Annotated in this window: 18 protein-coding genes; 11 read left to right on the top strand and 7 right to left on the bottom strand. The window is 65.7% G+C overall.

Going from position 1 to position 14,606, the window contains the following annotated elements; genetic code table 11:
- The first annotated feature begins 155 nt into the window (after nucleotides 1-155).
- The 3 genes from K2X73_RS01485 to K2X73_RS01490 all read left to right on the top strand — a co-directional run bounded on the left by K2X73_RS01485 (nucleotide 156) and on the right by K2X73_RS01490 (nucleotide 1,423).
- Nucleotides 156-773: a phosphorylase gene (locus K2X73_RS01485; protein ID WP_294107909.1), complete on the top strand. Its 618-nt coding sequence runs from the start codon at nucleotides 156-158 to the stop codon at nucleotides 771-773.
- A 160-nt stretch (nucleotides 774-933) separates the two neighbouring features.
- The gene (locus K2X73_RS15480) at nucleotides 934-1,215 is read left to right on the top strand and encodes a BrnT family toxin (RefSeq protein ID WP_365980173.1); all 282 of its coding nucleotides are present in this window, start codon (nucleotides 934-936) and stop codon (nucleotides 1,213-1,215) included.
- Nucleotides 1,172-1,423: a BrnA antitoxin family protein gene (locus K2X73_RS01490; protein WP_294107911.1), complete on the top strand. Its 252-nt coding sequence runs from the start codon at nucleotides 1,172-1,174 to the stop codon at nucleotides 1,421-1,423. The genes K2X73_RS15480 and K2X73_RS01490 overlap by 44 nt, the downstream gene beginning before the upstream one ends.
- A gap of 73 nt (nucleotides 1,424-1,496) precedes the next feature.
- On the opposite strand, the gene hpnH is transcribed toward K2X73_RS01490, so the two are convergent.
- Nucleotides 1,497-2,642: an adenosyl-hopene transferase HpnH gene (hpnH, locus tag K2X73_RS01495; RefSeq protein WP_294107913.1), complete on the bottom strand. Its 1,146-nt coding sequence runs from the start codon at nucleotides 2,640-2,642 to the stop codon at nucleotides 1,497-1,499.
- A 12-nt stretch (nucleotides 2,643-2,654) separates the two neighbouring features.
- Entirely contained in the window at nucleotides 2,655-3,626 is a 972-nt protein-coding gene (gene ispH, locus K2X73_RS01500) for a 4-hydroxy-3-methylbut-2-enyl diphosphate reductase (RefSeq protein WP_294107915.1), read from the bottom strand.
- Between the two features lie 305 nt (nucleotides 3,627-3,931).
- Between ispH and K2X73_RS01505 the strand changes: the two genes are divergently transcribed.
- The 6 genes from K2X73_RS01505 (at nucleotide 3,932) to K2X73_RS01530 (ending at nucleotide 10,341) form a co-directional block, all read left to right on the top strand.
- The gene (locus tag K2X73_RS01505; RefSeq protein WP_294107917.1) at nucleotides 3,932-4,525 is read left to right on the top strand and encodes an ABC transporter substrate-binding protein; all 594 of its coding nucleotides are present in this window, start codon (nucleotides 3,932-3,934) and stop codon (nucleotides 4,523-4,525) included.
- 2 nt (nucleotides 4,526-4,527) lie between these two features.
- Nucleotides 4,528-5,589, top strand: a complete 1,062-nt coding sequence (locus K2X73_RS01510) for a VacJ family lipoprotein (protein ID WP_294107919.1) — start codon at nucleotides 4,528-4,530, stop codon at nucleotides 5,587-5,589.
- A 465-nt stretch (nucleotides 5,590-6,054) separates the two neighbouring features.
- Nucleotides 6,055-6,234 (top strand): hypothetical protein, encoded by a 180-nt coding sequence (locus K2X73_RS01515; RefSeq protein ID WP_294107921.1) that lies wholly within the window; start codon nucleotides 6,055-6,057, stop codon nucleotides 6,232-6,234.
- Between the two features lie 487 nt (nucleotides 6,235-6,721).
- Entirely contained in the window at nucleotides 6,722-7,603 is an 882-nt protein-coding gene (locus K2X73_RS01520; RefSeq protein WP_294107923.1) for an AraC family transcriptional regulator, read from the top strand.
- Between the two features lie 66 nt (nucleotides 7,604-7,669).
- A complete protein-coding gene (gene msrB / locus K2X73_RS01525; RefSeq protein ID WP_294107925.1) occupies nucleotides 7,670-8,062 on the top strand; it encodes a peptide-methionine (R)-S-oxide reductase MsrB in 393 nt (130 codons plus the stop codon).
- Nucleotides 8,063-8,211: 149 nt separating this feature from the next.
- The gene (locus K2X73_RS01530) at nucleotides 8,212-10,341 is read left to right on the top strand and encodes a PBP1A family penicillin-binding protein (RefSeq protein ID WP_294107926.1); all 2,130 of its coding nucleotides are present in this window, start codon (nucleotides 8,212-8,214) and stop codon (nucleotides 10,339-10,341) included.
- Here K2X73_RS01530 and K2X73_RS01535 read toward each other — a convergent pair.
- From K2X73_RS01535 to K2X73_RS01545, 3 genes are read right to left on the bottom strand one after another with little or no spacing between them, the layout of a single operon-like run.
- On the bottom strand, nucleotides 10,311-10,994 hold the full coding sequence (locus K2X73_RS01535) for a SprT family zinc-dependent metalloprotease (protein WP_294107928.1): 684 nt from the start codon (nucleotides 10,992-10,994) through the stop codon (nucleotides 10,311-10,313). The genes K2X73_RS01530 and K2X73_RS01535 overlap by 31 nt on opposite strands.
- Nucleotides 10,991-11,422 carry a YcgN family cysteine cluster protein gene (locus K2X73_RS01540; RefSeq protein ID WP_294107930.1) on the bottom strand — a complete coding sequence of 144 codons (432 nt, stop codon included), beginning with the start codon at nucleotides 11,420-11,422 and terminating at the stop codon, nucleotides 10,991-10,993. Before K2X73_RS01540 ends, K2X73_RS01535 begins: the two co-directional genes overlap by 4 nt.
- Nucleotides 11,419-12,018, bottom strand: a complete 600-nt coding sequence (locus K2X73_RS01545; protein ID WP_294107932.1) for an SCO family protein — start codon at nucleotides 12,016-12,018, stop codon at nucleotides 11,419-11,421. Before K2X73_RS01545 ends, K2X73_RS01540 begins: the two co-directional genes overlap by 4 nt.
- A gap of 59 nt (nucleotides 12,019-12,077) precedes the next feature.
- On the opposite strand from K2X73_RS01545, the gene K2X73_RS01550 reads away from it, so the two are divergent.
- Nucleotides 12,078-12,668, top strand: coding sequence for an ankyrin repeat domain-containing protein (locus tag K2X73_RS01550; protein WP_294107934.1), 591 nt, complete (start codon nucleotides 12,078-12,080; stop codon nucleotides 12,666-12,668).
- A gap of 106 nt (nucleotides 12,669-12,774) precedes the next feature.
- The gene (locus tag K2X73_RS01555) at nucleotides 12,775-13,101 is read left to right on the top strand and encodes a hypothetical protein (protein ID WP_294107936.1); all 327 of its coding nucleotides are present in this window, start codon (nucleotides 12,775-12,777) and stop codon (nucleotides 13,099-13,101) included.
- Nucleotides 13,102-13,444: 343 nt separating this feature from the next.
- Here the strand turns inward: K2X73_RS01555 and K2X73_RS01560 are convergent, their stop codons facing one another.
- Nucleotides 13,445-13,867: a hypothetical protein gene (locus K2X73_RS01560; protein ID WP_294107938.1), complete on the bottom strand. Its 423-nt coding sequence runs from the start codon at nucleotides 13,865-13,867 to the stop codon at nucleotides 13,445-13,447.
- 11 nt (nucleotides 13,868-13,878) lie between these two features.
- Nucleotides 13,879-14,595 carry an FCD domain-containing protein gene (locus K2X73_RS01565; protein WP_294107940.1) on the bottom strand — a complete coding sequence of 239 codons (717 nt, stop codon included), beginning with the start codon at nucleotides 14,593-14,595 and terminating at the stop codon, nucleotides 13,879-13,881.
- Nucleotides 14,596-14,606 lie beyond the last annotated feature (11 nt).

Here is a 14,606-nt window from a genome sequence, read left to right on the forward strand (position 1 = left end):
CCTCCCCGTGAACGGGGAGGATTTCGCGCCCTCCTCACCCCCGTCACCCCGGGTTTGACCCGGGGTCCCGCTGCCTCGCGCCGGTCGAAGAAAAGCGGGACCCCGGCTCAAGGCCGGGGTGACGGGGGGTTAAGCCGCCAAAGCACCGCCCGCCCATGATTCTCATCGCCTGCGGCCTGCGCGCCGAAGCCGCCATTTTCGAACGCCTCGGCCTCACCGCCATCGCCGGCGGCGGGGACCCGGTGCGACTGGAGCAGGAACTCCGCGCCCAGGCGGGCCGCGCCACGCTGATCCTTTCGGCGGGCGTTGCCGGCGCGCTCGATCCGGCGCTTGGCGCAGGCGCGATCGTGCTCGGCCCGCCCGAAAGCCCGATCGCCCAATATCTGCGCGAGGCGCTTCCCGAGGCCCGGCTCGGCACCGTCACCGGCGCGCCCGCGATCGTCGCCGAGGCGGGAGCCAAGGCCGCGCTCCACGCCGCGACCCGCGCGACGATCGTCGACATGGAATCGCATATCGCCGCCCGGATCGCGCACGAGGCGGGCCTGCCCTTCGCCTTCGCCCGCACCATCTCCGACCGCGCCGACGAAAGCCTGCCCCCTGCCGCTTTGGTCGGGATGCGCCCGGACGGCAAAGTCGCGCTCGGCCGTGTGCTAGCGTCGCTCGCCGCACGGCCGGGGCAATTGCCGGCGCTACTCCGCACCGCGAAGAGCGCGGCGGCGGCGTTCAAGGCGCTGGAGCGGGTGGCGGCGGCGGTGGCGGTGCTGCCGGGTTAGCCAGCGATTTTTCGTATCTACACTCTTGAAACTATCGCAAATTTGTGTATCTACATTTGTGCCGGTGCGATCGGCGGCAACTATGACGGGGCATGAACGCTCAGACCCCACTAGAAAGGACCAAAAATGATTAACCTATGCTTAACCAGGAAATTTTCAGATGCGGATCAGTTACGATGAAAAGAAGCGGCAAAAAACGTTAAAGCATCGACAGCTTGATTTCGAGGATGCTCCACGGATTTTTGCCGGCGTCCATCTAACCGATCTCGACGATCGGTTTGATTATGACGAAGATAGAGAGATTACCATTGGTCTTTTGGGTGATAAGGTAATCGTTGTAGTTTGGGTACAGCGCGGAGATTGCCACCACATCATTTCGATGAGGGAGGCGGAGAGAGATGAGCAAGACAACTTCTACAGAGCCCTGGGTCGACCCGGATGATGCCCCTAAACTAACTTCGGCGTGGTTTGCCGAGGCGGAACTGCGTGAGGGTGACAAGGTCATCCGCCGTGGCCGGCCTCGGCTAAGCAATCCGAAGAAGCTTGTGTCGCTTCGACTGGATCATGATCTGGTCGAATGGTTCAAAGCTTCTGGTGACGGATGGCAAACCCGTATCAACGAGGAACTGCGCAAGGTTGCCGGAATTTGAGCCACCACGCCCGCTTCGTGGCCAGCCTAGGGCAACTTGGGGGGGCGTCAGGTTTTTACCTGCCCCCCACCCCTCACTTCACATAAGCAACCCGCTTAAACCCATCCGGGTCCGCCGCCTTGATCTTCTCCAGCTCGCGCTCGACGTGGGTCGAGAACACGTCCTGCGCGGGCCGTGCCTTGGAAATATCGATGTCCGGCGCAAACGGGCCTTCGGTGCGGATGCCGTTCAGCGCGAGCTGCGCCAGCTTCCACGGGCGCTTGATCGAATCGGTCGCCGCCGTCCCCTCAAAGCCGCAATGCACCATGCAGTTGGAGCATTTCTCGTACTTGCCGACGCCGTATTGCTCCCAATCGGTGCCTTCCATCAGCTCGGCGAACGTATCGACATAGCCCTCGCCCAGCAGGTAGCAGGGCTTTTGCCAGCCGAACACGGTGCGTAGCGGCATCGACCAGGGGGTGCATTCATAAGTCTGGTTGCCGGCGAGGAAATCGAGGAACAAGGGCGAGTTGGTGAAGGTCCAGGCCTTGCCGCCATTGCCGCGCTTGAACACGTCACGGAAGAAGTTCTTGGTCCGCTCGCGGCTCAGGAAATGCTCCTGATCGGGCGCGCGTTCATAGGCATAGCCGGGCGAGATGGTGATCTCGACGCCCTTTTCCTCCATCAGATCGAAGAAACGCGCCAGCCGCTCAGGGTCCGCCCCGTCGAACACGGTGCAGTTGATCTGCACGCGGAAGCCCTTCGAGCGCGCCAGATCGATCGCCTCGACCGCAGTTTCGTACACGCCTTCCTGGCACACCGAATGATCGTGCATGCCCTTGTCGCCATCGAGATGGATCGACCAGGTGAAGAAGGGCGACGGGCTGTACTGATCGATCTTCTTCTTCAGCAGCAGCGCGTTGGTGCACAGGATCACGAACTTCTTCTTCGCGATATAGCCCTTCACGATTTCGGGCATCTCGCGGTGGAGCAGCGGTTCGCCGCCCGCGATCGAGACAGCGGGGGCGCCGCATTCGTCGATCGCGTCCATGCATTGCTGGAAGCTCAAGCGCTGGTTGAGGATGGGATCGGGATAATCGATCTTGCCGCATCCGGCGCAGGCAAGGTTGCAGCGCAGCAGCGGTTCGAGCATCAGCACCAGCGGATATTTCTTACCTGACAGATGCTTGACGACCGTATAGCGCCCGATGCGCGCGACTTGGCTTAGCGGAAGACCCATAAAATCCTGATCCTATGCCGCCGAGGCACGCGCACGTACGCGCGGCGTTTCGGCTGTGGGGGCGTGCCTTAGCTCAATCGGCAGGCTGAATTCCACCTTTTCCTCGATTCCGTCGAGTTCGGAGACCGTCACCGGACCGAGCCGGCGCAATGCCGCGATCACGCTTTCGACCAATTCATCGGGCGCCGAGGCGCCGGCGGTGAGGCCGACCGTCGCGACGCCCGCGAACCAGGCCGGGTCGATCGCATCGCCATCGGCGACCAGATAGCTCGGCAGCCCTTCGTCGACGCCGATCTCGCGCAGGCGGTTGCTGTTCGAGCTGTTCTCGGCGCCGACCACGAGCAGCAGATCGACCACCCGGCACAGATCGCGCACCGCGCTTTGCCGGTTCTGCGTCGCGTAGCAGATCTCGGTGGTGGCCGGGCCGGCGAGATCGGTGAAGCGCGCCTCCAGCGCGGCGATGATGCCGCGGGTATCGTCGACCGACAGCGTCGTCTGGGTGATGTAGGCGACCGGGGCGTGGGCATCGATCGGCAGCGCGGCGACCTCGGCCTCGCTCGACACCAAATGCACGGGCACGCCGACCTGACCGATCGTGCCTTCCACCTCGGCATGGCCTTCATGGCCGATCAGCACGATCGTGCGCCCCTGCCCCGCATAGCGCCGGCCCTGGATATGCACCTTGGTGACGAGCGGGCAGGTCGCGTCGATAACCGGCAACCCCCGCGCCGCCGCCTCGCGCTCCACCGTGCGCGATACGCCGTGGGCGGAAAAGATGGTGCGGGCACCGTCTGGCACTTCGCTCAGTTCATCGACGAAAATCGCGCCCTTGCGACGCAACTTTTCCACGACATGGCGGTTATGGACGATCTCATGCCGCACATAAACGGGCGCGCCGTACCGCTCCAGCGCGCGCTCGACAATGTCGATCGCCCGCACGACTCCGGCACAAAAACCGCGCGGCTTCGCCAAAATCACTTCCAACGACCAGCCCTTTCCTCACCCCCGGATGCTGCCACCACGCCCTGTTCCCGAAGATTCGGGCAAGAACGTGGCCTTCCCCGGCCGCGCCGCCCGGCATCTTCCCAAGCCCCGCTTCCTTTTTTAGGCAGCCCCCGGCCAAAGGAAAGAGGCGTGCGCGGAGCGTGGCGAAAGCATAATCGAATGCCATATGGCTTGCGTTCAGCTTGGCCGGCCTAGGGCGCGCGCCAATCGGTGCGTTCGGCGAATTGCCTAGACGTCGCACGCTGCCAAACCTATCGAGGTAATTACGCAAGGAGCAATTTTTCATGCGGATCTTGTTTCCCGCCGTCGCCGCCAGCCTGGCCATCGCCAGCCCAGCCTTCGCACAGAGCGACCCCAAGGCACCGGTGGAGGCGCTTTCCGACGGGCTGATCGCGATCATGAAGGGCGGCGGCAAGCTTGGCCAGAGCGGCCGTGCCAGCCAGATCGCCGGGATAATCGACCGCAGTTTCGATCTGCCGCTGATGGCGCGGCTCGCGGTCGGTGGTGCCTGGGCGGAGGCCGCCCCCGCCGATCGCGCCGCGCTGGTCGCCGCGTTCCGCCGGCTGACGATCAACGAATATGCGCATAACTTCGATAGCTGGGGGGGCGAAACCTTTCGGATCGATCCCAATGTCGACGCGCGCGGCGGCGACCGGCTGGTGAAGACCATGCTGGTCGTGCCCCGCGATGCGCCGGTCGCGATCGCTTATCGCCTGCGCGAAAATGCCGGGCAGTGGCGCATCATCGACGTTTACTACAAGAACTCGATCAGCCAGCTGACGACGCGGCGGTCGGATTTCGAAGGCATTGTCCGCACCGGTGGGGTGCGGGCACTCGTCACCCACGTCAACGCCCTCGCCGATAAGGCGGCGCGCTGACGATGGCGCGCGGCGTTGGTGTGACGGCGCGCCGCCTGGCGTCCGCCGGGCTGTTGCTGGCTGCTGGCGCCGAAGCACATGCCCAGGCGCTGCCGCTTGGGGCGGTTCTTGCTGCAAGCGCGGCGGTTCAGACAGCCGCCGACCCGGCCCCGCTCGCCCCGACGCCGACGGCGGACAACCCGCTGGTCATCACTGCGGCCCCGCCCCCGCCCGTTGCTTACGCCATTGCCCAGCCGGGCGAGCAGCTTGATCCCAAGCCGCTTATCGCCCCACCGGCTGAACCGCTCGCCGCCCCGAGCGGCCACGCCGCCGGCGACCGGTATGAGAAGTTCAACCGGTCGATGTACAAGCTCAACCTGACGCTCGACCGGCTGTTTTTTCGGCCGCTATCGGTCGTCTACAAGACTATCATTCCCAAGCCGATCCGGCTGGCGCTTCGCAATATTCTCACCAATGTTGGCGAGCCATTGGTGTTCCTGAACGATCTGCTTCAGCTGAAGCCGGGGCGCGCGGCCCGCACCTTGGGGCGGTTTACGATCAACACCACGCTTGGCTTGGGCGGCGCGATCGATGTCGCCAAAGACGAGGGACTGCCACATCGCAATAACGGGTTCGGCAACACACTGGCGCGCTATGGCGTTGGACCGGGGCCGTATCTGTTCCTGCCGCTGATCGGCCCTTCGACGCTGCGCGATACCCTTGGCGATCAGGCGCAAGGACTGATCTATCCGCTCGCGATCGGCGAGCCGTTCGATCGATGGGATTATACGATCGGTCGCGCGCTGGTGCTGGGACTACAGCAGCGGATCGAGACCGATACCCAGTTCAAGATGATCACCCGCACCGCCGCCGATCCTTATGCGACAATCCGCTCGCTTTATTTGCAGGATCGCAAGGTTGAGGTGGAAGAGCTACGCGGACGCAAGCAGCGCTCGCCGCTCGACGATCCGCTTACCGATCCTGGCGATCCGGGGACCGGCACGCCATCGGACGATGGTGGGACCAGCCAGGGACCTGCCGCCAATGTAACACCTCCAGAACAGCTGCCCGCCCCGCCTCGCTGAACGACTCGTTTGATCGGATTCAAGCACCACGGCGCGGAATCGGGGAAAATTGGCGGACGCGCGAGACGATTTGGGGGAGAATCGCCGGGCGCGCCCGCCTGTGGTCCGGGGATGGCAACCTCCGGACATGGCCGCCGGTGGAGGAGGGCGGGGGAGAGCCACCGACGACATCCATAATCTCGGGCATCGACGGCGCGAAGAATAGCGTGAAAGGACATTGGCTTTTCCAAACCACGCAAGAAGACGTGCCACCACGATAAGCTCATGCTTAATAACCGAAAAACTTCGCCTTGGCCGACGTTGTGCTTCAGCTGGAGCGGGCTGCCGGTTCCCCGATAGTGATAAAGCGCACGCTTCGTGCGCTTTTTGCGCAAAAAGGCGGAAACCTAACCAGAAATTCGACCGTTATCGGTCCACCTTGGCACCGTGGCCGGGGCGAACGCGCCGGCGCTCTGGGAGCAGTTCATGGTCGATCCGCCGCGCGTGATCCGCACCTTGGAGGAATATCGTTCCGCTCTGCGCGAGATGGACCGCCTGCAATGCGCCCCGCTTGGCACCCCGGAGACCGAAGGACTGCAGGATCTGATCGAAGCGATCCTCGATTATGAAGGCCGCCACGTTCGCGATGGCGCCTCGCTCCACTAACCATCGGTGGCATCGGCAACAAGGCGATAACCCCTTGAGGGGTAGGCACAAAGCCGTGGGACGCTGTGGCTTTTCGAGAATATTAACGACGCTCGCTCGGATAGCGTGCCATGCCCACCCGCACAGGACGGCTTCTGCTTCGATCGCAGGGTATGACTACTCTAGACGTTTGACCAAAAGCGATTTCTCAGCCGACAGGGTGGTCCGTCTGCCTCGAAATCGCTCGAGGACGGATTCACATCCCCTTGGTTTTGCGTAATCTTGTCGCTGTATATCGGCACCCCCTCAAAGCGCATTTTCCCTACGCGATCCTTCTGCTAGACATAGTTTTGTGTCGGATGGGCTGTACAAGTAACGACAAACCCATTGACCCGACGAACGACACGGGCATTATCACCCGTGTTGGCAAACAAGGAGTATGGGACCGCTCGACCCGCCAAGCGCCGACGGACCGTGTTGTGTTGCGGGTCCACGAGGGAGGCCGATCATGAGCGCCGCATCGATCGAAGCACTGGCTGAAGCGCTGAACGTCAAGCCCGAAGTAATGGCTCCCGGCGTGCAGGGGCGCCCCCAACTTGTGCGCTGGACCTTCTCCCCGCGTGTCATGCCCGAAAGGTCGTTGAGCGCTGGTGCGTTGACACTGGCGCTGAACAGTTTCGCGGTGGTGTTAGAGGATGGCCACGGTCGTCATCGCTTTGAAGTTCCGCAGGGCGCGATCGGGTATATGCCGGCGGACTTTGGCGGCAGCTGGAGCTTCCCCGATCCGGTCGATTGTCTGCAGCTTTATCTGCCGCAGGATTGGCTGCGGCGCGCTGCCGGGCAGCACGGGCTGGACGCAGACCGCATCCACCTGCGCGGAGGGCTGCTCCCCGATGACGCGTTCCTGACTCAGGGAATGCAACTGCTGCTGGCGACGATGAAATGGCCCCGCGGCGTTGCGATGTTCACCGCCTCCGTGGGGCTGGCGCTCGCGCTGCGGTTGCTCGTCGCGCATGGCGATCAGGACAGCCCCGCCCCCACCGTCGCGCGGGGCAGACTGCCGCCACATCTGTTGCGCCGGGCGCAGGATTACATGGATGCTCACCTTGCGACCGCGCTCACGCTCGACGATGTCGCGCGCCAGATCGGCATCTCGCCGCGCCATTTCGCGCGCGCCTTCCGCCAATCGGTTGGCGTGCCGCCGCACCAATGGCTGCTACGCCGGCGAATCGATGCCGCGCGCGAGCTGCTGGCGGCGGGTGACTCGCCGCTCGCCGAAGTGGCAGTGCAATGCGGTTTCGCCGATCAGAGCCATTTCACCTCCACCTTCCGCCGCGCGACCGGCACGACGCCCGGGCGGTATCGCGGCGATCTGCGCACGGTCGGCTAAAGCGCCATTGGCAGGGACGGGCCGCCATCCCACATCGGGCGAGACAACCGCGTGACTGGAGTGATGATGGACAAGCTGAACCTGAGCGAGGCCGAATGGCGCGAACGGCTGACCCCGGTACAATATCATGTGCTGCGCGAGGCCGGCACCGAACGGGCTTTCACCGGCGATTACAACAGCTTCAAGGGTGACGGCATCTTCACTTGCGCCGCCTGCGGGCTCGACCTGTTCGACAGTGCCGACAAGTATGATTCGGGCTCGGGGTGGCCCAGCTTCACCCAGCCAATCGCGCCCGATCACGTGAGCGACCATAGAGACGAAAGCTATGGGATGCGCCGCGTGGAAAATCGCTGCGCGCGGTGCGACAGCCATCTCGGCCACGTTTTCCCCGATGGTCCACCGCCCACGGGCCTGCGCTATTGCATCAATTCGGTGTCGCTCGGCTTCAAGCCGCGCTGAGCTGACCACGCGCGGATCACCCCGCTACCGTGCCGGACCAGGTCCGGCACGGTAGCCTGCGCCGGCGCTGAACCAGCCTCAACCCACCGCGCCCCCACCCCGCGCGCGCTTGTTCACCGCCGCGCGAAGCCCTATGCCGCGAGACGACAATGGCTCGAACTTCCTCCAAACCGCTTTGGCGCCGGCGGCTGGTGCTGGCGCTGCAACTCTTGATCGGCCTGGGAATCGCGGCGGCGATCGCCTTGGCGGTGACGGTCTATGTCGCGGTCGGCCAGCTGCCGAGCTATGACGAGCTGAAATCGTCGCCGAACGGTCAGATGATCCGCGTCCACGCCGCCGATGGCACGGTGATCGTCTCGCTCGGGCCAAGCTATGGCGAGTGGCTGCCTTATGACCGAATTCCGTCGGTGATGCGCGCGGCGATCATCGCGGTGGAGGATCGCCGCTTCCGCCAGCATCCTGGCGTCGATCCAGTGGCGCTGGCGCGCATCACGAAGTTCGCGATCGACAATCGCGGCACCGGGCGGCGCCTCCAGGGTGCCTCGACGATCACCCAGCAGGTCGCGCGGACGATTTTCCTCTCGAACCGCTACACCGTAACCCGCAAGCTGCGCGAGGGCGTGATCGCGCTCGCGCTCGAACGCAAGTTCAGCAAGGATCAGATCCTCGAACTCTATCTGAACAAGGTTTATTTCGGCGGCGGCGCGTACGGGATCGATGCCGCGTCGCGCAAGTTCTTCGGCCACGGGGCGGATCATCTTTCGTTGTCCGAAGCGGCGATCATCGCTGGCCTCGTCAAGGCACCCTCCAACTATTCGCCGACCGCCGACATCGATGCCGCGCGCGATCGTGGCCGGGTGGTGCTGGGGCTGATGCGCGAAACCGGCGCGGTGACGCCAGAGGCGGCGGCCGCCGCCGACATCGGCGCGATCAGTTTCGTGCCCGAGCCCAAGCAGAACAGCGTGCGCTATTTCACCGATTGGGCGCTGCCCCAGCTCGACGTGCTGATCGACGAGCATCAGCGCCCGCTGGAGGTGTGGACGACGCTCGATCTCAACGCCCAGCGCGCCGCCGACACGGCGATCCGCGGCAACGCTCCGGCGGGCGTGCAGGGCGCGCTGGTCTCGCTCGATCGCGACGGCGCGGTGCGGGCATTGGTCGGCGGCAAGGATTATGTCTCGTCGATCTATAACCGCGCGACCCAGGCGACGCGCCAGCCGGGCTCGGCGTTCAAGCTGTTCGTCTATCTGGCGGCGCTCGAAGCGGGGCATAAGCCCGACGACCAGGTGGTCGACGAGCCGGTGACGATCGACGGGTGGAGCCCACGCAACGATTCGCGCCGCAATATCGGCCAGACCACGCTGCGCACCGCTTTCGCTTATTCGATCAACACGGTCGCGGCGAAGATCGGGCAGGAAGTGGGTTTCGCGACGATCGCGGACATGGCCAAGCGCTTTGGCATCACCACGCCGATCAACACCCACCCGGCGATGGTGCTGGGCACCAGCGAGGTGCGGCTGATCGAGCTGACCCGCGCCTTCGCCTCGATCGGGAACAAGGGAGTCGCGGTAACCCCTTATGGTATAACAAAAGTTACCGCGAATGGGGTGACGATCTACGCGCATGAGGTCGATCGCAGCCACGTGCTCGTCGCCCCGTTCGTCGCCGAGGCGATGACCGATCTGCTGCAGACGGCGGTCAACACCGGCACCGGCAAGGCGGCGCAGATCGGGCGCCCGGTCGCGGGCAAGACGGGCACCACCACCTCGACCAAGGATGGCTGGTTCCTGGGCTTTTCCAGTGGCTTGACGACCGGCGTGTGGATGGGACGCGACGATGCGCGGCCGGTCGCGGGGCTGCATGGTGGGACGGCGCCGGCGCGGGCGTTCGCCGATTACATGAAGGTCGCGGTCGCCAAGCGGCCGGTCGAACCGTTCGAAACCGGGGTGACGCTGCCCGACGCGGCGGCGGGACTTGGCGAGGAAGAGTATTTCGGCGGCCCCGACAATGGCCTGTTCGTCGGCCCCGATGGCCTCCCTCCGGCAACGGGGGGCACGCCCGGGCAGCCCGAGGACGACGCCGGGCCGCTCCCATCCCCGCCCGCGCCCCTGCCGGACAGCCGCGCGCCCGCTCCTGGCCAGTCACCGCGTGAAGGCGATCCCCAACAGCTCGATCAGGCCTGGATCGACCGTGTGCTCGGCGGGCGCGACCGGCCGCCGCGCGGCGACCAACCCCGCCCCGCCCCGCGTCAGCCGACCGAGTCGCGTCCCAACCAGTGAAGCCCCGCCCCTTCGCGGCGTAGCCAGGCGCGCGCGACCTCCGCATCGCGGCCGACCAGTTCGGCGACCAGCGCGTGGAAGGCCGGGCCGTGGTGCATGTGCACCCGGTGCGCCACTTCATGCGCCACGGTCGCGCGGCGGACCCGCGCGGGCGCCAGGATCAGCCGCCAGCTATAGCGAATCGCCCCCGACGCGGCGCAGCTCCCCCAGCGGCTGCGCGGATCGCCGACCGCGACCTTGGCGACCGAGACGCCGAGTCGCGCGGCGAACTCATGCGTTTCGGCGGTGAGCACCGCCAGCGCCTCGCGCTTCAGCCAGGCGGTGACCCTTGCCGCGAGCCCCACCGCCGGCCCGCCGACCATCAGCCGATCGCCGATCCGCTCGACCCGACGGGGGCGATCGGCGGCCCAGTCGATCGTCAGACGCGAATCGCCGAACGGGAACGACGCCCCCGGCACGAACGGCGTTGGCTGAGGCAGCCGCGCGCGCTGCGCCGCGATCCACGGCGCCTGGCTTTCCACCCATTCGAGCGCGGGGCCGAGCGCGGCGCGCTTGGGGAGCGTCAGCCGCACCGCCCCGCTCACCGGATCGACCGCGAGCCGCAGCCGCCGGGCGCCGGCGCGACGGATGATGTCGATGTCGCCCCGGGTCACAAGTCCCGGTCGATCAGATGATGCTCGAGATCGCCCGCGTCATCCTCGGAGATCGTCCAGCCGCGCACCGATTGGCCGGCGCGGTGGATCGCCTCGGGGTCGCCGCACACCAGATGGTGCCATTCGGGGAGCGGCTTGCCGTCCGCGACCAGGCGATAGGCGCAGCTCGACGGCAGCCAGTCGATCGTCGCGAGCTTGGCGGGGGTCAGCCGCACGCAATCAGGGACGAAGGCGTGGCGCTGGCGGTAATTGGTGCAGCGCGCGTTGCGGCGATCGAGCAGCCGGCAGGCGACGTTGGTGGGAAACAGCTCGCCCGTCACCTCGTCCTCCAGCTTGTGGACGCAGCATTTGCCGCAGCCGTCGCACAGCGATTCCCACTGCGCGCGGTCGAGCTTGTCGAGCGGGGTGGTTTCCCAGAAGCGGCTCATGCCGCCCAGCGCTTGATGTCGGCGGCGATCTCCTCCGGCCCCTTGTCGTTGGGCAGCACCGCGAGCGGCTTGCCGGCGGGATCGAACAGATAGACCGCGGTCGAATGCTCCATCAGATAGCTGCCGGGGCTGGTGCCCGGCTGCTTCTGCGCGAAGATCGCGAAATCCTTCTCCACCTTGGTGATTTCCGCCGGGGTGCCGGTGAGGCCGACGATCCGGGGGTGGAAGGCGCGGACGAACTGCTTCACCTGCGCGGGGGAATCGCGTTCGGGATCGACCGTCACGAAGATCGGCGTCACCCGCTTGGCGAGCGCGGGCGCGTCGCGCTCGAGCAGCTTCAGCGCGCCCGCCACCTTTTGCAGATCGGTGGGGCAGACATCGGGGCAATAGGTATAGCCGAAATAGATCACCCGGTACTGGCCGGCGAAATCGCGCTCCGAAACGCGGCGGCCATCCTGATCGACCAGATCGAGCGGCCCGCCGAGTCGCGCGCCGGCGAGCGGCGGGCTCGGCTTTTCCGGCGCCCCAGGCTGCGCCGAACAGCCAGCGAGCAGAGCGGCGGCGACGAGCGCCAGGGTACGAAAGCACTGGTTCATGGGGCGGGCTTGATCCTATATCGCTGCCGATCCACGGCGCTTTAGGGACGAGAGAGACGATGCGGAAGATGTTGGGGCTGATGCTGCTGCTCGCAAGCGCGCCGGCGATGGCGCAGCTGGGCCAGTCGGACGGCTATAAGTTCCTGGAGGCGGTGAAGGACGCCAAGGGCGCCGAGGCGACCGAGCTGCTGACCAAGCCCGGCACGACCGTGATCAACCACAAGGATTACAACAGCGGCGAAACCGCGCTGCACATCGTCGCCAAGCGCGGCGACGCGCTGTGGACGCGCTTCCTGCTGCAAAAGGGCGCCGATCCCAATGCCCGCGACGGGCGCGGCAACACCCCGATGCTGGTGGCGATAACGGTGGGCGCGAGCGATCTGGTGCCGATCCTGATCGCGGGCAAGGCCAATGTGAACCTGGCCAACCAATCGGGCGAAACCCCGCTGATCCGCGCGGTGCAGCGCCGCGACGTGCAGCTGGTGGGCGTGCTGCTGAAGGCCGGCGCCAATCCCGACCAGCCCGACAATCTCGCCGGACGTTCGGCGCGCGACTATGCGATCGACGATAAACGCTACCCCCAGCTCGCCGAGGCGTTCAAGGATGTTCCGAAGCGTAGCAGCCGGGGCGTGGCGGGGCCGACGCCCTGAGGGGGAGAGGCTTTCCGCGCTGTGGCTGACGGGCCGGGATGGGGTGGGAGGCGGAACGGCGGCTTTTAGCCGACCACCCAAGTCATCAGGCGATCGGGAGGGCGCAATGAAAATACCGGCTGTTGCGGCGATTTGCGCCGTCGCCGTCTCAGCATGTTCCGGAAAAGCTTCGGATACACTCCCGCCACTTCCGACAATCGAGAAGGCAACACTTGCCTACGCAGACTGTGTCGATATTGCCGCGCGGAAGCTGGCGTCTCAAATGGACGGCGTAGATGTTCTCGCGAAACGAGCAGTCGATGGTTGTCGGGATTTACGAGAAAAGGCGCTGGCTTTAAAAGGTGTACCAGTAATTTTCCCGACGGTTGCTGAATACGATGCCACGCACTTCGGCCTCGCTAAGCAGGCTATCGAGAATTCTCGCGCAAAATAGCAGGTGTCCGCGCGTCTGGTTTGGGCTGGCAATCTCGCGATGCTAAGTGTCCAGCTTTTGCAGGCGAAAGCAGCCATTCCCTCCCTCTCCCTCGAAGGGAGAGGATAGCGAAGCTTGGAGAGGGTGAGCGGTGCCGCGCGCATGGCCGACCCCAAACTCCCCAAGGGCAAGCGGGAAGGTCCACGGACAGCGGGGCGATCATCCCTGCGATTCGCTCCCCGTTATCCACGTTATCCACAGGCTGGCCCCCGCCTTTTATGCTTGGGGCGACTCGGCGCGCGTGACAAGCTCTGGGCATAGGCCAAGCGGTCGAGCGGACGGAAACGGAAGCAAGATCAAGGGCTTATACCTGGAAATAGCAGGTGCTGGGCGCGGCGAGAGCCTTGGTCGGCGCGGCGAAATCCGGGGGAATGCCGGGAAGCTGGCGCGGCGGGTGCAAGCCCAAGGCGGATGGCGAAACGGCATTCGGCAAAGCCGGCAAGCGCCATTTTTTGACGAGAGTGGCGGGAGTCCAAGCTTTGCGATCGTTCGCGGCTGCCAGCCGGGGCCTTCGGGTCTCGACCGACGGACGAGAGCGGTGACGGCGCCCATCGGCCGCGAGGCCGCGCTGGGTCGCCATGCCGCCGAAACCAGATGGCGGCGCCCGGACCGAATATCCCTCGGGATGCGCGGCGCGGGAGACGCCAACGAAGTCCGGCGACAGGGGGTCGATCGCGAGATCGGCCCCCATTTTCTTGGTGGCCGGCGCGGCAAGCATCGCCGGCACGGCCCGCGGCGTTACGCCCCGCTCGCCGCCCCGATCAGCGCGAGCACATCGGCGATCAGCTTGTCCATCGCCGCGCGCGCGGCGGCGGGATCGCACGCCATGATCGCGTGGCGCACCGCGTCATGCTGTTCCAGGCTGGCGCTATGCCCCTTGATCCGGTTGGTGAAGCGGATCGAGCTGTGGAGCGCGCTCGCGACGACCGGCTCGAACTGCGCGAAAAAGGGATTGTCGGCCGCCTGGAGGATCGCGACGTGGAAGGCGATGTCAGCGCCGAGCACATCGTCGTCGCCGCGCTCGGCCGCGACCATCCGGCGGAAACCGCGCTCGATCCCGGCGCGGCGCAGGTCATCGGCGCGTTCGGCGGCGAGCGCGGCGGCGGCGGGCTCGATCGCGTGGCGCAGCTCGGTGAATTCGCGCAGCAGCCGCCGCGAGAATTTGCGCTCCATCAGCCAGCGCAGCACATCGGCATCGAGCAAGCTCCACGCGCTCGCCGGCTGCACCACGGTTCCCTGGCGCGGGCGGGCGCTGAGCAGGCCCTTGGCGGTGAGCATCTTCACCGCCTCACGCGTCACCGATCGGCTGACGCCATAGTCCCGCGACAGGTCCGCCTCGGTCGGGAAATCGCGTTCCTCGTACGTACCCGTCACGATCGCGCGGCCGAGCGTGTCGAGCATCCCGTAGGTAAGGTTCCGGCCAAGAATCGGGGCTGCCGCCCGGTCAAAACTCATTGCCATGCTGC

It is taken from the genome of Sphingomonas sp. (assembly GCF_019746665.1).
GTDB lineage: Bacteria > Pseudomonadota > Alphaproteobacteria > Sphingomonadales > Sphingomonadaceae > Sphingomonas.